General features: G+C 40.1%; 16 protein-coding genes and 1 other annotated feature (1 of these 17 only partly in view). Of the genes, 1 reads left to right on the forward strand and 15 read right to left on the reverse strand.

Going from position 1 to position 20,782, the window contains the following annotated elements; translation table 11 throughout:
- Positions 1-68 precede the first annotated feature (68 nt).
- From BMX34_RS01950 to BMX34_RS01960, 3 genes are read right to left on the reverse strand one after another with little or no spacing between them, the layout of a single operon-like run.
- Positions 69-2,426 (reverse strand): endonuclease MutS2, encoded by a 2,358-nt coding sequence (locus BMX34_RS01950; RefSeq protein ID WP_092570237.1) that lies wholly within the window; start codon positions 2,424-2,426, stop codon positions 69-71.
- A 34-nt stretch (positions 2,427-2,460) separates the two neighbouring features.
- A complete protein-coding gene (locus tag BMX34_RS01955; RefSeq protein ID WP_092570239.1) occupies positions 2,461-3,012 on the reverse strand; it encodes a CvpA family protein in 552 nt (183 codons plus the stop codon).
- A gap of 19 nt (positions 3,013-3,031) precedes the next feature.
- Positions 3,032-3,364, reverse strand: coding sequence for a cell division protein ZapA (locus BMX34_RS01960; protein ID WP_092570241.1), 333 nt, complete (start codon positions 3,362-3,364; stop codon positions 3,032-3,034).
- A gap of 117 nt (positions 3,365-3,481) precedes the next feature.
- On the opposite strand from BMX34_RS01960, the gene rnhC reads away from it, so the two are divergent.
- Complete coding sequence (gene rnhC / locus BMX34_RS01965; RefSeq protein WP_092570243.1) at positions 3,482-4,411, forward strand: ribonuclease HIII; 930 nt, start codon at positions 3,482-3,484, stop codon at positions 4,409-4,411.
- Here rnhC and BMX34_RS01970 read toward each other — a convergent pair.
- The 12 genes from BMX34_RS01970 to leuS all read right to left on the reverse strand — a co-directional run bounded on the left by BMX34_RS01970 (position 4,398) and on the right by leuS (position 20,544).
- The gene (locus BMX34_RS01970; RefSeq protein ID WP_092570245.1) at positions 4,398-5,603 is read right to left on the reverse strand and encodes a hypothetical protein; all 1,206 of its coding nucleotides are present in this window, start codon (positions 5,601-5,603) and stop codon (positions 4,398-4,400) included. The genes rnhC and BMX34_RS01970 overlap by 14 nt on opposite strands.
- A gap of 10 nt (positions 5,604-5,613) precedes the next feature.
- Positions 5,614-6,402, reverse strand: coding sequence for a hypothetical protein (locus tag BMX34_RS01975; RefSeq protein WP_092570247.1), 789 nt, complete (start codon positions 6,400-6,402; stop codon positions 5,614-5,616).
- Complete coding sequence (locus tag BMX34_RS01980; protein ID WP_092570249.1) at positions 6,403-7,086, reverse strand: ABC transporter ATP-binding protein; 684 nt, start codon at positions 7,084-7,086, stop codon at positions 6,403-6,405.
- Positions 7,073-7,450: a GntR family transcriptional regulator gene (locus tag BMX34_RS01985; protein ID WP_092570251.1), complete on the reverse strand. Its 378-nt coding sequence runs from the start codon at positions 7,448-7,450 to the stop codon at positions 7,073-7,075. Before BMX34_RS01985 ends, BMX34_RS01980 begins: the two co-directional genes overlap by 14 nt.
- A gap of 321 nt (positions 7,451-7,771) precedes the next feature.
- Positions 7,772-10,195 carry a phenylalanine--tRNA ligase subunit beta gene (gene pheT / locus BMX34_RS01990; RefSeq protein ID WP_092570253.1) on the reverse strand — a complete coding sequence of 808 codons (2,424 nt, stop codon included), beginning with the start codon at positions 10,193-10,195 and terminating at the stop codon, positions 7,772-7,774.
- Positions 10,195-11,256: a phenylalanine--tRNA ligase subunit alpha gene (gene pheS / locus BMX34_RS01995; protein WP_092570255.1), complete on the reverse strand. Its 1,062-nt coding sequence runs from the start codon at positions 11,254-11,256 to the stop codon at positions 10,195-10,197. Before pheS ends, pheT begins: the two co-directional genes overlap by 1 nt.
- A 307-nt stretch (positions 11,257-11,563) precedes the next feature.
- Complete coding sequence (locus BMX34_RS02000) at positions 11,564-12,106, reverse strand: HD domain-containing protein (protein ID WP_143440715.1); 543 nt, start codon at positions 12,104-12,106, stop codon at positions 11,564-11,566.
- A gap of 329 nt (positions 12,107-12,435) precedes the next feature.
- Positions 12,436-13,215 (reverse strand): TrmH family RNA methyltransferase, encoded by a 780-nt coding sequence (locus BMX34_RS02005; RefSeq protein WP_200793393.1) that lies wholly within the window; start codon positions 13,213-13,215, stop codon positions 12,436-12,438.
- A gap of 1 nt (position 13,216) precedes the next feature.
- Positions 13,217-14,641, reverse strand: a complete 1,425-nt coding sequence (gene pepV, locus BMX34_RS02010) for a dipeptidase PepV (protein WP_092570259.1) — start codon at positions 14,639-14,641, stop codon at positions 13,217-13,219.
- Between the two features lie 13 nt (positions 14,642-14,654).
- Complete coding sequence (locus BMX34_RS02015) at positions 14,655-15,383, reverse strand: pseudouridine synthase (RefSeq protein ID WP_092570261.1); 729 nt, start codon at positions 15,381-15,383, stop codon at positions 14,655-14,657.
- Positions 15,380-18,106, reverse strand: a complete 2,727-nt coding sequence (locus BMX34_RS02020) for an oligosaccharide flippase family protein (RefSeq protein ID WP_092570263.1) — start codon at positions 18,104-18,106, stop codon at positions 15,380-15,382. The genes BMX34_RS02015 and BMX34_RS02020 overlap by 4 nt, the downstream gene beginning before the upstream one ends.
- A 17-nt stretch (positions 18,107-18,123) precedes the next feature.
- A complete protein-coding gene (gene leuS / locus BMX34_RS02025; RefSeq protein ID WP_092570265.1) occupies positions 18,124-20,544 on the reverse strand; it encodes a leucine--tRNA ligase in 2,421 nt (806 codons plus the stop codon).
- Positions 20,545-20,615: 71 nt separating this feature from the next.
- Positions 20,616-20,782 (reverse strand) — a binding site (T-box leader) (it continues 38 nt past the right edge of the window).

The raw sequence follows: 20,782 nt of genomic DNA on the forward strand, positions 1-20,782 counted from the left end.
TTTATTTCTCTCCTCTCAAAGTGAAGTTATCTTAACACATTGCTTCTTAACTGTCATCGAATTTGCTTCTATTTAAAATATACCACAGTTGCTCCACTTCCTCCAGCATTGGCCAGAGCATATTCAAAACGGTCAACTTGGGGATGACGTTTGAGTAAATCTTGGATACCTTGTCGCAGCGCTCCAGTCCCTTTCCCATGGACAATAGTTACCATCGGATGGTGGGATAAGAGTGCCTGGTCTAAATATTTCTTAGTATTCTCCATCGCTGCATCAAATCGTTGGCCTCTTAAATCCAATTGTGTTTGAACCTTACTGCCAGCCTGTCGTTGAACATTGACTGTCACTTTAGGTTCAATTTTATTGAGTGGTTGCAATTCATCGGCAGGAATTTTCATTTTTAGAATACCCATTTGAACCACATACTCTTTATGGTCCAAGACTTCAATAATCGTTCCTCGCTGACCATATGAAAGTACTTCGACATCATCGCCAACCTTCAGCTTCTTAGCCCGCTTGGCCTTCTTCAAGACCCGATTTTTCTTTAAGCGTTCGGGTTGTTTTAATTGGTCAAAACGTCCTTTCTTATCAATGAGGACATGTTCTTTGATTGTCTTATCCTGACCTTGCTCTAATTGAAGATCACGAATTTCTTGAATAATCTTCTCAGCTTCAGCCTTCTTCTCTTCAACTTGAGCATTCGCTTGGCGCTTCGTCTTCTCTATGAGCTCATTTTTTTGATTCATGAACCGTTGATATTCTGTCATTAAATCAGCATGAATCTTCTCGGCTTCAGCCAAAATTTGTTGACTTTGATGATGATCTTGTTCGGCCAGACGATGTTCTCGTTCTAGCTGAGAAATCATCTCGTTAACCGATTGATCAGCTTGGGAGATTCCCGATTGAGCATATTGCAGGATCGAAGCAGGTAGACCCAGCCGTTGGGAAATCTCTAGGGCATTAGACCGTCCGGGAATACCGATTAACAAGCGATAAGTAGGCGATAAACTATCACTATCAAATTCCATACTAGCATTTACTGTATCTGCTGCTTGATGGGCATAAACTTTTAATTCTGGATAGTGAGTCGTCGCCATCACCATGACCCGATGTTGCCGTAAATGATCCAAGATGGCCATCGCTAAACTAGCCCCCTCTTGCGGATCGGTCCCTGAACCTAGTTCATCGAAGAGGACCAGTGAATCTGCGGTCATTTGTTCGAGAATCGACACAATATTGGTCATATGACCCGAGAATGTAGACAAACTTTGTTCAATCGATTGTTCATCACCAATATCCGCAAAAATTTGGTCAAACAAAGCTAATTGGCTCCCAGAATCACAGGGAATATGTAAACCTACTTGGCCCATCATCTGAATTAAGCCAAGTGTCTTGAGTAAGATTGTTTTCCCACCGGTATTCGGCCCTGTAATAATTAAAGCCCGATAATGTTGACCCAGAATAATATCATTAGCCACAATCTTATCCTCAGCAATTAAGGGATGACGAGCCTGCCACAAGGCGACATGCTGTTCCTTTGAAAAAATAGGTCGCACACCCTTTATCTCACGAGCATAAAAAGCGCGAGCCTGAATGAAATCTAATTGACCCAAACAAGTTTGATTATCCCTAATATCTTGGGAATAAGGCATCAAGGCTTGAGTATTTTCTTCAAGAATGCGTTCAATTTCTTTACGCTCAGCACTTTGCAAATCGGTCAATTGGTTATTTAATTGAACGACGGCTTGGGGTTCAATATATAAAGTCTGACCCGTAGAAGATTGGTCATGGATCGTGCCACCAAACTGATTACGATATTCGGCCTTAACAGGAACCACATAACGATTATTTCGAATGGTAATCAAAGCATCCGACAGATAATTAGCCTTGGACTTGAGTAATTGATTCAGCTGTTGGCGAATCTGACTTTCTAACTGATTTTGGCGACGCCGGATTCGAGCTAACTCACTGGAAGCTGTGGATAATATATTCCCCGACTCATCCACAATTAGATTAATTTGTTGCAACAATTTAGGCTGTAGAATCAATTGATCCGCCCAGAATTGCAAGGCTTCGATCATAACTTCTTCAGCAGCTAATTGCTTAAAGAAATTGCCTAAGTCGAGAACCGTTTTTAACAATCTCCCAATCTGAGCAAATTCTGGACCATTTAAGCTCGCACCGAGTTCTAAACGCTTCAAAGCAGCAGTTAGGTTATCAATTCGCCCAATCGGCATCGATTTGTCTTGCAGAATTAAATCTAAAGCTTCCGCTGTTTCGGCCTGCCATTGTTCCAGTTGGTTTACATCATCAGACATCTTCATTGCGCTAATATGCTCTTTGCCCATAGGCGTTTGTGCATATTGACTCACTTTCTCTTGAATCCGAGCGAATTCTAAAGTCTGGTATATTTTTGGGGTGTTCAATGTCTACTCCTTTCTTATTATTTAATAAATCCCATTAGCTAAATGGGTTTGCATTCAGCCAAGCATTGGCCGCCAAATCCGATAAGATTGGCGTCTGGGAAACAATCCAATATAATAAAGGATTATTCACAAATTGTTGTTGAATCCATTCAATGGGCAATAAAGATAAGACAAATAAGAGTAAAAATACCATGATATAAGTAATTAATAAATTGACAATACCACCAGCAATCCCGTTGGCCGAATCGAGTAAGTTATAATATTGCACCCGACTGAAGAAGACGGAAACAATTCGAGTCACAATATAGCCAATGACTAAAATGAAAATAAATGAAACCACCCGATAGAAGGCATCATTAATCAGGAAGCTAGTTGCTTCATTATATAAGGTAAATTCGGTATCTGGCTGAATCGCTGGAAAAGGAATCAACATTTCGGCCCATTTTGAAATGGCCTCATAATAACGACTGGCCACAAAAAAACTGATTAAATAACCCAGCAAGCGAATTAACTGCATGGCCAGGCCTTGACGGTAACCTTGATAGAAACCAAGTAATAAAATAATTAAAACAATAATTGTAAACATACTTCCACCTCAAAACGAACTATCCATGATGAAAAGGAATCGTTCGATCAAATTTCTGACTTTCTTTCGTCGGATTTGGTTCATGTCCTACAGAATTCATATCACTATATTCGGCTAAGGCATGTTCCAATTCCATTATTTTTTGTTCTTTAATAAGCTGATCAGACACTGCATTCACTGCCATTAATAAAGCCTTATCTTGAGAAGATAAACGACGATCTAATTGACTCAGTTGCTTTAATTGGGAATTTACAATTTCTACGACGGCTTCAATGTGCTGAGCTGACTGGCGACCAATAATCGTATAATCGCGACCTTCAATCGTCACTTTCACTCTTCGTTTACTTTGCATGCGACATTCCCTTTCACTATATTATATACTCCGATGGTATAGATGCTTAATTCATATTTTAACATTTATCATTGATTAAGTATAATAGATAATAAGTGAAGATGAAAGGAATTTTCTATGAATACAGTGACACTAACTTTAACTGCTCAGCAAATTCAAACGCTTAAAGCCTTATACCCTCAGGCAAAAATTAGCGCCGTTCCCTATGCTCATTATCGCTTGCAAATACCTCAACTTACGATTACTGCCTATCATTCTGGTAAGGTCGTATTTCAAGGAAAGCTCGCCCAAGACCATGCTAATCCTTGGCAAAGCAAGTCCTCCACCTGGCAAAGTCCTAGTAAAGAAAAAAATAAACCTCGGAAAAGTTCAATCCACTCTACCAGTGTATTGATGGGTTCGGATGAGGTAGGTAATGGATCCTATTTCGGTGCCCTAACAGTGGCTGCGGTGTTCTTAACAGCTGATCAGATTAAATATGCTCAGACTTTAGGTATTAAAGATTCAAAACACTTGAACGATCAGCAGATAATTAAACTGAGTCAGATTATCCGGTCTGAATTCAAACATAGCCTACGGGTTTGTAATCCTAGCGAATATAATCGATTAATTGGGCCCTATAATGCAGTCAGTCTTAAGGTCCACCTTCACAACCAAGTCCTCTTAGACCTATTGAACAAGCTCAATCCTAAAGAAAAGTCGCTTCTCCAAGGCATCCTGATTGATCAATTTACCTCTCCGGCTAATTACTATAAATATTTAAATAAAGAAGAGACCCCGCTGAAGCAAGGTCTCCACTTTAAAGTTAGATCAGAATCAATTCATCTATCTGTCGCCAGTGCCTCGATCCTTGCTCGAGCCGCTTTCTTGCAATCCTTACAGGATTTGGGGCAAGCTTATCACACTAAACTGCCTTCCGGTGCGGGTCTACAAGTTGACAATTTTGGCCGACAATTGGTCGCTCAATGGGGCCCTGAAGTTCTAAAAAATACCGCAAAGTTACATTTCAAAAACACACAAAAAATCTTAAATCTTAATACTCGCTAACCGATAAATCGAGAAAGACAAATGATCGGGTGGGATCGACACTCTCCACCTGCCATCTTGAATGGTAGACCACTTGTTCAGTAACTGGATCGAAGACTTCTAATTGATATTCTGTCGCTGAGATTTGTTGTGCTAAATAAATCTTGCCCGCAGCTAAACATACTGATTGATAATCCTCACCAAATTCTTTTATTTTTTCTAATTTTTTATTTTTCAAGTTAAAGCTGGAAAGAATTCCTTTACCCATCGCTGGCATTTGACCTTGCCAAGACAGGGATTCTTGAGGAATTTCTGCTGACTCGTATAGATAAACATGGCCTTCGTGGACCCAATAATGTTTAGTCGATTGATCGATAAATCCTTCGTCGGGTAAATCGACTTCTTTTTCCCCTTGATAATTATATAACTCGTAATTGGGCTGGATTGAATGATAACTAACTGTTTCTGGATTCGTTGATCCATCCTGATAGGCCGAAAGAACCATATATTCCGGATAAATGCCCATCATCGGCCGACTATACTCTAGGTAAAGATTCTGTTGAGGTCGAGAAATTTCTGCGACTTTACTGACTTCCCCGGCTTCGACATCTAAGGTCAATAGCAGCCAATCGCCGGCTGCTTGATATATCCCTGCATTATCCGGTGCTATTCTTTCTATTAATATATTGATCACTTGTTCATGACGGACAAATCCGAGAAATTTATAGTCGTAGTCTCCAGGTTCGAGCGAGTATGCTTTATCGGCAAAGCTTTGTGAGGCTTGGTCGAAGATGGCATAATTGAAAGTCTGCTCGACATTCAACCAATAAGCTAAATGAAGGGGAATCCAGATTTCTTTACCTTTATTCTCAGCCACTTTTGTTAAAGAATCTTGTTTGCTCCGTTTATTCGGAGCGATTTTTTTGAGTTTTTTCTCCCAGACATAGCGGTCGAGTTTCATAATCATTGGATTATCGACTGCTTGTTCAACCCGTCCCTGGTCGATAACAAAATCCAATTCAATGGCATCTTTGTCTTCGGTTGGCTTTTCCTCGAGGACGGAAGTCCGTAACAGTACCTGATCCAGCAAGCTAGAATCGCCACTTGCTTCAATTTGCTTGAATTTCACCGGAACATGATAAGGCATCATTAAGATAATAAAACCAAGACTAGCCAAAATGATTAAACTGAGGGTATATCCTTGACGTTTCATAAGCGCCTCCTTATATGCTGATAACTCGTTGACTGATAAAGGACATCCATAAGCCTTGCAAGAGATTGATAAATAAGAGTTGCCAAATCAGCCAGACGAAAGTTTCCCGATCCGTTAAATGAAATACAACTGAATCCAACCAAATCGCAAAAACGATTAATAAAATGGAAAGAATCAAATAAATCCCTGTCAGGCTGATACTTCGTTTCATTGATTGTTGTTTCAGACTATTAAATAAAATTTGAAGATTACTAGAAATCAAAATAACTAGTGAGATGAGTAAAGCGATAAAGGCAAATCCCTTCAAATTTAAAGGAATCAGTACATTTAAGGGGGTCAGATTTAAGAGTTCTAATCGCCATCCCATACTGATGTAGTTATCAAACAGCGCTTGACAAAGTTGATCCACAATGATGAAAACCAACCATTGAATCACAATCATCGTTAAGGACATTAACATGCTGGCGGACCATTTAGCCCAGGAAATGGCTAAACGAGAACCTGGCAGGCTCAATAATCGATAGATAAATCGCCCCTGTAAATGCCACTCACGAAACCAAATATAATGAACATATAGAATGGTAACCGCTAAACCGACGGCCACAATCATCCAAAAAAGATTGTTCTCAGCAAATAGATTTTCTAAACCAAAATCTTTCTGAGGCTGAAATACTCCTTGAAATTTGATCATGCGGACAAAACTTAGCCCCTCAGCGATTAATAAAATCATCACAAAACTCACGAAGAAATGTTTACTCCGATTCATTTCATCTACAAAAAGATTCCAAAATTTCTTCATTTAATTCACCTCCCGCATCACATCAAGAATAGATTGCCCTTGTTCTTCTCGGCGCTCCTCTGCTTTGAAATTCTCAACGATTTCTCCATCTTTAAGAATTACCACATTATCAATTAAACTTTCAATTTCATTCACTTCATGCGTTGAAATTAAGACCCCCCGCTGTTCCATCAAATTTGAGGTGAAGACTTGAAGAATTTGTTCGCGGGCTAAAGCATCGATCCCAGAAAAGGGTTCATCCATGATTAAATAATCGGTATCGAGGGTCAAACCTAATAAAAGATTCATCTTAGCTACATTCCCTTTGGAAAGACTGCCAATCTTGTCTTCTCGCTTCAAACGAAAGAATTCTAATAATTCACTAGCCCGACGTGGATTATATGTGGAATAGTAGCGTTGCATCATCGCCAAACTTTCTTGGACGGTCATCGAATTTAAGACAATAATTTGATCGGGCACATAGGATAAGCGATCCAAACTATCCGGGCAAATCACTTTCCCATCGATGGTAATGTCCCCACTCTGCCAAGGTAATAAACGCATGATTAAATTCATCAGGGTCGTCTTGCCTGAGCCATTTAACCCCACTAAGCAGGTAATTTCACCCCGAGGGATTTCAAAAGAAATATTATTGAGCACTTGCTTTTTGGCATAAGCATAACTTACTTGATTAATCTTGATCATCTACTGACTCACTCCATTCTGCTTTATTCAAATATTCAATCGCTTCTTGACGTGAAATGTGCATGGCACGAATTTCCTTAACAAACTGACTGACTGCTTGGCCGACCATTTCCTCCCGTAACTGGGCCAACCTTTCTGGGTCCGTGGTTAACTGACTGGGAACATTAGCTTGAGTGACGATCAATGCCTGCTCTTCCATTTCTTTAAAAGCTTTTTGAACGGTATTGGGATTAATCTTGAGTTGTTGAGCAATCTCTCGCCGAGAAGGAAGTGACGCTCCAGGTTGGTAGGCTCCACGAACAAAAGCTAGTTTAAATTGGTGGATCAGTTGTTGATAGATTGGTATCTGCGCATCAAATTTCATAGGCACCCTCCTCTTTTGTATTACCTATGTAATACATCTCGCTTGTATTATACAATTAATACAGATAAAATCAATCACAAAATAAAATTTAACAGAATTTCCAGATCTGTAGCATAAAACATAGCTCTTACACAAAAATACAGCACTAAAAGAGACCCTCAGTAAAACCAGTGATGACTATCCAGGTTTTAGTGACGGTCTCGCTTAAGAAAGCCTTTCATGCATTTATTCAATTAGAAAGTAAAACTGTATTTATTAGCTCATCTTAGTTATTTAGCTTAACAGCTTAGTCTATCATTAAACGGAATTATCCTATTTGTATTAACGAATTTCTAAGCCATCAATCGTGGCTAGCGCTTGATAAATCTTGTCCATAGCCCCATTAATTTCTTCATCACGAATTGTGGCCTCGGGATTTTGGAAGGTCAAATGGTAGGCCAATGACTGCTTGTCCGCATCAATTTGTTCCCCAATATATTGGTCAAATAACTCGACCTCTTTCAAATAACTTCCTCCGTGGCTTTCCAGTAACTTAACAATTCGACCATGTTCAATAGATTGTGGTAAGACCATGGCAATGTCTCGTGTGCTGGCCGGATATTTGGCTAAGGCCGGTGTTTTCTTTATGGTCCGTTCAGTCTTTTGGATTGCTTCCAAGTCCACTTCCATGAAATAGGTCGCTTTGGCTAAATCGTATTGATCACAAATATTAGGATGAACCCGACCCATAAAGCCGATCACTTGCCCATCCAACACGATACTGGCTGTTTGACCCGGATGCATGACCGGAATTTGGTCAGATGGGACAAATTCAATACGATTAAGAAGATTAAATTGAGCAAAATAGGTTTCAACCATACCTTTTAAAGCATAAAAATCATAGGTATTTTCAGAACCATACCAAGTTTTAGCTTGTTCTTGACCGGAAACCATGATGGCTAAACGTTCTTGCTCTAACGGTTGTTGGTGACGGCCTTGATGAATAAAGACCCGTCCCATTTCATAAATAGCAATATCTTTGGCTTGTCGAGCTAGATTATATTGAGTGACTTCAAGCAAAGCAGGAAACATACTTTGTCTTAAGGTTGTTCGATCCGAACTCATTGGCAAGGCCAAATGAACAAGTGGTTGAGCTACGGGTTGAAATAGTTTGGCCTTGTCCTCGGAGGTCAAGATATAAGAAATGACTTGATTCAGACCCAAGCCCTCTAGAATATCCTGACTTCTTCGATTGAACTTCTGATTGGCAGTTAAGGCTCCTGGTTGACCCTTGCTTGCTGGTAAACGAGAAGGAATCCGATCGTAGCCATAAATTCGAGCAATTTCTTCGAAAATATCAGCATCGATATGCAAGTCTCCTCGCCGACTTGGAATCCGAACCGTAAAATCAGCTTCACCATAACTCACTTCAAAATGAAGGCGATCGAAAATTTCTTTCAAGGCTTCACGACTTAGATCAATACCAATTTTTCTAATAATATCCTGATAAGGAATGGTGACTTGATGTTCTGTTTGATCAATGTGTTCAAGGTGGCTAATAGCCTGAACTGAATCCGCTTCGGCATACTGACCAATCAGCTGACCAGCTAATTGACTGGCAGCCAATACCCGAGCAGGATCCAAACCTTTCTCATTTCGTAGACTGGCCTGAGAACGTAGATGATATTTATTAGCCGTTCTACGAATTATCGTCGCCATAAACATGGCCGATTCTAAGAGAATTTCACGTGTTGACTCCGTTACTTCCGTATCAAAACCGCCCATCACCCCGGCTAGGCCGATCGCTTGGTTATTTGAACTAATCACGATATCTTGATCAGTAAGTTGCCGATCTTCACCATCTAACGTCTTTAGCTGTTCATCTGGCTTGGCCAGACGTACGGTAATATCTTTGCCTGGCAATTTCTCATAATCATAAGCATGCAAGGGTTGCCCCAGCAGTAACATGACATAATTGGTCAGATCGACAATATTATTTAGCGGCCGTATCCCCATTTTCATCAAGCGAATTTGAATCTTCAAAGGACTTTCCTTAACGGTCACACCAGAAATATGTCTTAGCGAGAAAATTGGCGCTAGTTTCGAATCAGCCAGCTTAATCACTGTATCTTGCAGAGGTGTTTCTTCGATTTCAGGGAGACCTTGTTGTATGGCAGACAAATTAACGTCTTGTTTCAAAATAGCTGCCACTTCATAAATTAAACCATGCATACTTAAAGCATCGGCTCGGTTGGGGGTCAAATCTAATTCTAAGATTGGATCATCTAAAGCAAATAATTCGACGATGTCTTGACCTACTTCAGCTTCTTCGGGAAGCAGATAAATTCCTTGAGCATATTTCTTAGGCACTACGCTATCGGCAAAACCTAACTCTTGTAGGGAACAAATCATCCCTTGGGAAGCGACTCCTCTTAATTCTGTGGATTGAATCTTGATGCCACCAGGTAGCTTCGCGCCAGGTACAGCGACGATAACTTTCTGACCTTGACCAATATTAGGTGCCCCACAGACTATCTGTAAGGGACTTGATTGACCAACATCTACTTGCGTAATCTTTAAGTGATCACTATCGGGATGAGGTTGACAATCTAATACATAACCAACTTTCAATTGATCTAGATTTTCGCCATAATTATGAATTGTCTCAATTTCAATCCCTGTGCGTGACATTTGTTCGGCTAAATCTATCGCTGACACACCCGTTAAATCTAAATATTCTGCTAACCATTCTAAAGATAAGTTCATTAATAAGCGCCTCCCTTATACTGTTGAAGAAAACGAATATCATTTTGATAGAAGTGGCGAATATCATCGATATTATTTCTTAACATAGCCACCCGTTCAATTCCCAAACCAAATGCAAATCCAGAATAAATACTTGGATCTATGCCTGACATCCGTAAGACATTGGGATGCACCAAGCCGGCACCGAGAATCTCAATCCAACCACTCTTCTTACACATAGCACATCCTTGACCATGACACTTGAAACAAGTCACATCAACCTCTACAGAAGGCTCTGTAAAGGGAAAATAAGAAGGACGTAGGCGGATTTCAGTTTCCTCGCCAAACATTTGTTTTGAAAAGGCTAGTAAGGTACCAGATAAATCAGCCATAGTAATTCCTTGGTCGACCACTAAGCCTTCAATTTGTTGGAATTGGTGAGAATGCGTTGCATCATCGTCGTCGCGTCGGAATACCTTACCTGGAGAAATCATCTTCAAAGGCCCTTTAGAGAAATCATGGATTTCTAAAGTCCGTGCTTGAACTGGCGACGTATGAGTCCTTAACAATACTTCTTCATCAATATAAAATGTATCCTGCATATCGCGAGCTGGATGATCTTTAGGCAAATTCATACGTTCGAAATTATAAGCATCTAATTCGACTTCTGGTCCTTCGATGACTTGATAACCCATACCTAAGAAGAAATCCTCAATTTCTTGTCGCGTTTGGGTCAAGATATGACGAGTGCCATATTTTCTACGTTTACCTGGGAGGGTAACGTCAAGAGCTTCTTTAGCTAAGGCTTGAGCCATTTCTTCGGCCTGAATAGCTTCACTGGCTTCGGCAAAAGCTAGATTAAAATCCTTTTGGAAATGAGAAATCGCTTGGCCAAGTTGCGGTTTTTCCTCCGCAGACAATTGTCCCATTTGTCTGGTAAATTGATTTAAACTTCCTTTCTTACCGGTATATTTCACCCGGATTTGTTTTAACGCATCACTTGAATCTGCTTGATTAATATCGGTTAAGGCTTGTTTCAGTAACTCTTCCATTGCTTGAATTAAGTCGTTAATCTCTTTCATCACAATCATCTCCTTGAATAAAATAAAAAAAGCCCATCCCCCGAAAGGGACGCGCTACCGTGGTACCACCCTTATTTTTAAATCTTTATTACCTAAAAATTCAAACTCTTAAATCTTTAACCGGGATAACGGGATCCTTTTCAACAGATGTCTTAACAGATCAGCTCGGAAATTGAAGGTTGATAACGACTTACTGATCTAGTTTCAGTCATGCTAAATCTCCCTGTGCTTAGCGTTTCAACGGATTTCGTCAAGGCCTTTATTAATTATAGTATAGCGAGATTTAGCTCAAGGGTCAATCAGTTATTTATTTTAAGGAATTAGAAAACCGAAAAGCTGGTTTAATTAATGAACGATAAGTATCCGCAGCTTGCCGCCATTCATTCACGAAGACGGAAAGATAACCATGATACAATTCACTAATCGCGGCTTCTTTATCCATTAAGGTGACAACCCAGCTTTCAGCATAACGTGGTAAATCTAAGGTCGCCCCAAACATATGTTTCAAAATAATATCTTGTTCCATATCTGATAATTCTACCAACTTGATCGCATTAGCCAAGGCTATCCGTGGATGCTCGTAATTATGCCCTTTACCTCCTACGGTTGATTTCTCATGACTTTCATAGAAAAATAAATCATGCAACAAGCCTGCCCGGGCAATCGACCGTCGATTTAAGCCTAGACGCCGCGCCCAACGAAATGAGCGATAAGATACAGAAATTGAATGAGCCAACCGATTGGTAAAACGATGATGGACATACTTCTCTAGACCTTTAACTTCTTCTAGATTCATGATTTCTTCCACAATGGACATATATTCACGATCTGCTTGCCAATTTAAAGTCATCAACAATCCTCCAATACACTATTTCTCAATACCACAGCTATTATAGAGAACCGATGTAAATTATTCATGAAGGATTGGTTAATTTATTGTAAAAATTATGTAAATCTGCCAATCCTGTGTATGTTACCCAAAAAAATCCTCCATGAAGTAGCTTAAAATCAATGTTAGCAAGCTACTTAAGGAGGAGCTTTTAATTTAAAATAGTAATATTTATTAACCTCAATGCGGTCATTTTGCTATGGATAAATAAATATTTTTGAACTTTATTTTTCAATAAAAATTTTCTTTTGAATGAATCTGATGGGCATTGAACAAACTCTTTAGCCTAATCATAGTTCAGTCTCAGGCAAAGAATGAAACATTAAAATGCTGGCTGCCACTGCTGCATTCAAAGATTCAGCTTGACCCGGCATCGGGATATGGACAAGACCATCACTTAAGGCTTGGATTTCTGGCGAAACTCCCTGACCTTCATTGCCAATCACATAAGCTAGGTCTTGATCTCGAGATACTTGCCGATAATCTAGCGATGTCTGATCAAGCGCTGAACTATAAACCTTAATTGCCGCGGCTTGTAATTTTGGGATTAAATCAGCTAAAGGATAACTGATGCAAGGAAGATGCCAGAGAGAACCTTGGGTCGCCCGAATAACCTTGTCATTATAGATGTCCACGGTTTGCGGACTCATAAAGACCGCTGAATAATTCGCAGCATCCGCGGTTCGCATCATGGTTCCTAAATTTCCCGGATCTTGGATATTATCTAAAATTAGGAAGCGACTCCCTTGATTGATTAAAGTTTCAAGATTCACAGAATCACGGTTATTTTTAATTACTGCAAAAATACCCTGGTTTTGTTCCGTCTGACTGATTTCTTTAGCAATCTCTAGGCTAATTTCAATAGCTGGACAACGATCTTGCCAGCTTGGTCTAATAAAATTAGGGTCGATGACCATCATATTCTGAAGTTGACAACCCGCTTGAATAGCTTCTTCTACCAAATGAAATCCTTCAATCAAATAGGCTTGAAATTGTTTACGACCTTTAGCGGTATGCAATTTTTTCCATTGTTTGACTTGAGGATTCTGCTTGGATTGAATCTCTTTCATACTATCTTGTAAGCTCATAAATCGCTTCAGCATAAATAGCCGTTGCTCGTAATAAATCTTTAACCGCTAGGAATTCATTAGCCTGATGCATGGTGTCGATCGAATCAGGGAATAAAGCTCCATAGGCAACGCCACGAGGCATTAGTCGACCATAAGTTCCGCCACCAATCGTTTGTTCGTGAGCTGGTAAGCCGGTTTGACGATGATATACATCCAGTAAAGTGGCTACAAGTGGGTCATCAGCTGGCACATAGTGAGGTTCTTTGTGGGCACCCATTTCAAAACTTAAAGCCGTGTATGCCGTCAATTGATCTTGCATTTGTGTCAGCATTTTTTCTGGATCTGTACCTTCAGGGAAGCGGAAATTCACATTCATTGATACGCCATCTTCAAGGTTGAAATTAACAATGCCAACATTCATTGAAACGTCGCCCATTACTGGATGATGGTGTGCTACGCCCACTTTACTCGCATCAAAACCTTCAAATAATTCTTGACTTAATAATTGAATCAATTGTTGAGCATCGAGACGCGTCCAAGAATAGTCAGCTAAAAATTTAGCCAAATGAGTCGCTGCGTTGATCCCTTTTTCTGGAGTAGATCCGTGTGCGGATTTCCCAACTAAGGTTAAATCAGCGATTTGATCCTTAATATCTATTTGACCCTTAAATTGATGTTGATCGAGGTAATGATTGAAAGCATCTGTCAAAGTCTCTGGTGATAAATTAGTATCAACAAGTTTTACTTGGGCTTGGGCCGATTCCGGCACCATATTCGGTCTTAAACCAGCTTGCCAATTGACTAATTCTAGTTGGCCAGATTGTTCTTCAGTATTCTTGGAAGAGAATAGAGCCGAAACATTCCCTTTCTCTCCATTGATAATTGGGAAATCAGCATCGGGTGAGAATCCTAAGTCTGGCATTTCAGCATGTTTAAAGTAATAATCCATACATTGCCAGCCACTTTCTTCATCAGTTCCAACGATGAGGTGAATGCGTTTATTAAATTCAACCCCTAGTTCACGTAGCAATTTCAAAGCGAAAAAGGCGGCAACGGTTGGCCCCTTGTCATCACTTGAACCACGAGCATAGATCCGTTCATCTTTGATTACCGGATCGAAGGGATCAGTTTGCCAGCCCGAACCTGCAGGAACAACATCCAAATGTCCTAATATTCCGACTAACTCATCTCCCTGACCAAGTTCGATGCGTCCGGCCCAAGGTCCAAATTTTTGGGTCGTAAAGCCATCTTCCTCAGCCATCTGCATAAATTCATTCAAGGCTTTCAAAGGTCCTGGTCCCACAGGAGCTTCTTCACTCGCTAAAGCATCATCGCGAACTGATTCAATCTTTAATAGTCGAAACAGATCGGCTAATAAATCCTCTTTTCTCGCAGTCACTTCGTCTAACCAATGAATTTTTTCCATTTTCCCACTCCTTTTATTCTATTAAGCCAAAAGGCTTTAATTGTTGCATTTCTTCAGGCTTCAAAGGACGGTACTGTCCTAAAGCTAAATTAGGGTCTAAGACTATCGGGCCCATTTGAATCCGTTGCAAAGTCACAACTTGATGATCAAAGGCTGAAAACATGCGCTTGACTTGATGGAATTTCCCTTCATAGATTTCAACTTCAATATATGTCCGATCTTGTGCCGGATCATAATTGATAATCGATAGCTGTGCCGGCAAAGTGATAAAATCGCCTAAGTCAATCCCATCTGCAAAGGCTGTGATGACATTCGCTTCAACCCGGCCTTGGACCCAAGCTCGATAGACTTTACCAATCTCTTGCTTGGGCGATAATAATTGATGGGCTAATTGACCATGGTTGGTTAATAACAATAAACCCGTGGTATCCCGGTCCAAACGGCCGACCGGAAATAAGTCGACATGACTATAATCTGCAGCAACCCAGTCAATGACAGTTTCATAATAATGATCCTCAGTCGCTGAAACGATGCCTGCCGGTTTATTCAGCATCAGATAATAATATTGCTGATAGTGAACAGCCTGCCCTTCACAGGTAATATCAACCAATTTCGGATCTACCTGAAAAGCCGGATCTTTAATGACCTCTTGGTCTATTTCTACTGTACCCGCTTGAATCATCTTTTTGACTTGGCGCCGAGTACCTAATCCTGCATGAGCTAGTAGCTTATCTAATCTCATAGTTTTATCCTAATCTTTTCTTGTAAGGCTTGGTAACGATCACCAATCAAGATTGATAACATCCCCTGAACGGCCAGTAAGACGATATAAATAAAGACAGCGATAAGGACTACCATCATGACCTTAGAGAAGGTTAGCAGACGTCCCACAGGTCCAAATAAAAGATTGAAGACCCGATTCCACATCAAGGCAGCAACCCCCATCAACAGGGCTGGTACCAATATCTTGATGAAGTCTAAGGTTAACTGATAAGTGTTAAATTTCAGAACTCGGTTGAGTTTGATCCACATCAGTAAGCATGAGATCGCCAAAGCAAACATTGTTGATAACAAAGCACCATGAGCCTGGAAGAAGACCACTAATGGATATTGCAAGAGAATCTTAACAATTATTCCGACGACTAAGAAACGAACTGCTAAGCGTCTAAAGTTCATCGATTGTAGAATCGTCGATAAGACCGTATATAACCCTAGAATAATCGCCGTAAAAGAGCCGGTAATTAAGAGTGCTGGCCCCATTTCACTACCTAGGGGGTAGAATAATTGATAAATATTATCTGAAATGGCCATTAAACCAATTGCGGATGGAATCATCACCATAAAGAATACAGAAAGAATATGTTGGACCATTTTGGCCGTTTCTTGATATTTCTTCTGAGCGAATACTCCAGTTAATGAAGGAACAAAGGCTGATGAGAGCGCAATTGATAAGGAAATAATAATCATGATCAGCTTATCGACGTCCAAACTCATGACGCCATATAACTCATCGATTTCGGTAAGCAATAGAATTGAGCTCTTTTCTAGAATTTTACCGAAACTATAGGTATCAATTAATTGCATAATGATAATGCCTGATCCCAAAATGATAAACGGGATGGAATCAAAGGTCATAATTTTTAGACTATCTTTAAAATCAACGGTAATCTTATCTTCGGATTGTTCTAGCAATTGCTTAATATCAGGCAAACGACGAAGATAAATAATTACTAAATAGACCATTGATACAAGCGCACCAATAAAGGCAGCAAAGGTTGACTGTACCACCGCTGGCGTTACCTCGCCCTTCATCACGACCATAATCGCGTAAGTTGCCACTAACATATAAATGACCCGGGCAAATTGTTCAAGTAATTGAGAGACCGCCGAAGGTTTCATGTCATTAAAGCCTTGGAAATAGCCTCTAAATAGACTCATCATCGGTAGAATAAGCAAGGCTGGGACTAAAGATCTTAGAACCAAGACTGCCCCTTCTTTATTAACATTAGGTGACATTTCAGCCAAGAAAGGGGCTAGGATAAATAAGATTAAACCAGAAATTAATCCCGTGGCCAGCATAATCATTAAACTATGCTTGAAGAGTCGATCAGCCACGCGATATTCACGTTTTGCATGATACAAGGCCATTTGCTTGGCAATTGCCGAAGGGAATCCAGCCGTACCAATCGCTAAGAATAAAGAATAAGGCTTATATCCGGCACTATAAAGGGTATTGGCTTGCTTCCAACCTTCGCCAAACCAAGTCGCCCAAGGAATCACATATAAGGCCCCTATCACCCTGGAAATTACGTAACCGACCGATAGCCAGGCCGCCCCTGAAACAAAATTATCTTTTTTAATCAGTTTATCACTACGATCAATCTCATCTTTCTCTTCATGAATCTGTTGTTCAATCGTAATATCTGCTTCAGCAGTCACATCACTCAAGACCGTATCCGTCAAAATCGGTTCTTGGAATTCAGCGGTTGCTGATAATACTTCTTCTTCAAGGTTATTCTGGTTTTGATCAGCAGATATGCTTGGTTTTTCAGTCTGTTCTTCTTCCGGTTCAGTCTTCACAATCGCTTGTTCTTCTTCGCTACTTTCAGCAGAGATATTCGGCGTCGAAGGCGTCGTTTCAATCTCAACCGGATCTACTTGATCAAACGACTCGTTTTCGTTATCAGCAAGTTCAGAACGATCCATATTTTCTCGATCACGAACATAATAGACCGTTTGATCTTTTTCAAGTTCTTGAGTGGCTATTCGATTCTTATCTTGGATTTCAGCTTGATCATTCTGCTTCATGGATTCAGCTGATGATGGATGATCCAGTCCTGTTGCATCTTGCCGGAAGTTTTTAATTTTCATTTTTGCTTGGGCAATAGAATCTAGAAAACTTTTCTTCTTTTCTTTTCGTTGGACAATTTGCTCACTTGAAGCTTGTAAGTGATTAATCGAACGACGTAAGGCTTGAAATATTCCAGGCGAAGATTCTGCATCGCTTGGTGATGCTTCAATCGCAGAAGCTTGACTTTCATTCAGATCAGCGTTTTGTTCAAACTCCTCATTGGAATTATCTGCGACAGGGGTCTCTTCCTTCTCTGCTTCTTCTGGAAACTGATTGTAGGATTCGATCGGTTCTAATTTATTTAGATCGTAGTATTCCTCATAATTCTTTTGAAAAAGGTCACTTAATAAGTTACTTTTTCGATGAACACGACTTTGTTCTTGTCGTTGTCGAATTAAATCATCTTTAATTGAATGATAGCGGAATTCATTCTCTGAAGCTTTTTGTTTAGACGCTTGTAAATCATGAAGCTCTTGATAAGTGAAATAATCATCATCTAAAGGTTGCTTGTTCTTTTGTCGATAGGATACCTGACTTAACTCCTCATTGGCATCCATATCAGGGTCTTGATTCAGTTTATTATTCTGATCATTGTCATTTAAAGGACTCTTCAAGAAAACACCTCCTTAAACTATTTAACCACTATGTTCACTAACCGATTTGGAACCACAATCACTTTCTTAATTTCTTTGTCTTGGCAAGCTTGTTTGACTTCATCTAGAGCCAGTACTTTCTCTTCTACGGCATCTTTAGCCATATCTTTTTCTATTTGAAGTTTTGCCTTTATTTTACCATTAATTTGAACAACAATCTCAATCATTTTCTCTAATGTTAAGCTTTCATCATAACTTGGCCAAGTTGCCAGGCTGATAGATTCTTGATGACCTAAATATTGCCAAATTTCTTCCATCAGATGAGGCGCAATTGGTGCTAAGAGTTTAACAAAACCTTCAATATAGTCACGTGGAAGAATTTCTTCATCCTTCGCTTGGTTTAAGAAAATCATAAGTTGTGAAATCGCTGTATTGAAATGTAGGATTTCGTAATCTTGGGTGACTTTTTTAACGGTTTGATGATAGATTTTCTCTAAATTAGGATTGGCCGCATCTTGGATACTTGCTTGCAAGCGATCATTTTCTTCATCGATAATTAGGCGCCAGACACGGTCAAGGAATCGCCGGCTACCCTCTAGACCATTCTCACTCCAAGCAATCGAAGCATCCAGAGGTCCCATAAACATCTCATAAACCCGAAGCGTATCTGCTCCATATTCTTTAACCACATCATCAGGATTGACCACATTTCCTTTAGATTTTGACATCTTCTCATTGTTTTCACCCAGAATCATTCCTTGGTTAAATAGCTTTTGGAAAGGTTCTTTCGTGGTAACTAGACCCAAATCATACAGAACTTTATGCCAGAAGCGAGCATAGAGTAAATGGAGCACAGCATGTTCCACACCACCAATGTATAAATCAACATTTTGCCATTTTTCCATCGCTTCTTTCGATACTAATTCCGCTTGATTATGAGGATCCATATAACGAATGAAATACCAAGAAGAGCCAGCCCATTGCGGCATGGTATTTGTTTCTCGACGACCTTTCATTCCGGTCTCAGGATCGGTCACATATAACCAATCTTCAATATTGGCCAGTGGGGATTCGCCAGTTCCTGACGGTTTAATATTGTCAGCTTTGGGTAGAACGACTGGTAAGTCGGTTTCAGCAACTGCCGTCGTTGTACCGTCTTCCCAATGAATGACTGGGATAGGTTCTCCCCAATAACGTTGACGAGAGAAAATCCAATCCCGAAGCCGGTAATTAACCTTTCGCTGACCTCGATCATGTTCTTCAAGCCAAGCGATCATTTTCTCACTCGCTGCTTGATTATTTAGACCATCTAAAAATTGCGAATGAATATGGATGCCATCTTCAATATAAGCCTCTTGACTTATATCCCCTTCAATCACAGCTTTCAGAGGTAATTCAAAGTGATGGGCAAATTCATAATCTCTTTGATCATGAGCAGGTACGGCCATCACCATGCCGGTTCCATAGCTGGCGAGTACATAATCGGCAATCCAAATGGGGAGTTTCTCTTGGGTCACTGGATGAATGGCGTAAGCTCCAGTAAATACCCCTGTTTTTTCCTTAGCGAGTGAGGTCCGATCTAGGTCAGACTTACTAGCAACTTGTGCTTGATAGGCTTCTACTTGTGCTTTTTGTTCATCCGTAACGATTTGACTTACAAGCTCATGTTCCGGTGCTAAGACAATATAAGATACACCAAAAAGCGTATCAGGCCGTGTAGTAAAGACTTGGCATTCTAGTTCTGCATAACCATCTACTGCAAATTTAACCAAGGCGCCTTCGGACTTGCCAATCCAGTTTCGTTGCATATCTTTAACATTCTCTGGCCAATCGATCTCATCCAAATCTTCTAACAAGCGATCGGCATAGGCCGTAATTTTTAAGACCCATTGTTTCATAGGTCGGTGTACAACTGGATAGCCGCCTCGTTCTGAAACACCATCAATAACTTCTTCATTAGCTAAGACCGTTCCTAGAGCTTCACACCAATTTACCATAATGTTATCTTCATATGCTAAGCCCATTTCAAAGAGTTTAGTAAAAATCCATTGAGTCCAACGGTAATATTCTGGATCTGTGGTATTAATTTCCCGATCCCAGTCATAGGAAAATCCAAGTGAATTAATTTGTCGTTTGAAATTTTTAATATTATCTTGAGTAAATTCGGCTGGGTCATTACCGGTATCTAAGGCATATTGCTCAGCCGGCAAACCAAAAGCATCCCAGCCCATTGGATGGAGTACATCATAACCTTGCGCACGTTTCATCCGCGCCATCACATCCGTCGCTGTGTATCCTTCAGGATGTCCCACATGTAATCCTTGTCCTGATGGATACGGAAACATATCTAAAACATAGTATTTGGGATGATCTATTCCTCGATTTTGTGTTTTAAAAGTATGGTTGTCTTGCCAATATTTTTGCCATTTTTTCTCAATGGATTGATGTTGATAGGTCATATAATGCTCCTCCTAATGATTCTAATTCTTATTATACAAAAAAACCCCACATTATCTAGCTTTAGCAGATAATATAGGGCGAGTTAACGCGGTACCACCTATTATTCGGGATAAATCCCCTTAAAATCTTTAACGCAGAGTTTACGATTCTTCTTACTATCGTTCAGAAGAACAAGTCTGTTTGACGAGTTCAAAGCGATGATTACTTACTCGCAGCAAATGTAAGCTCTCTTAAAAT

The organism is Ignavigranum ruoffiae, assembly GCF_900110675.1.
In the GTDB taxonomy this organism is placed as follows: domain Bacteria; phylum Bacillota; class Bacilli; order Lactobacillales; family Aerococcaceae; genus Ignavigranum; species Ignavigranum ruoffiae.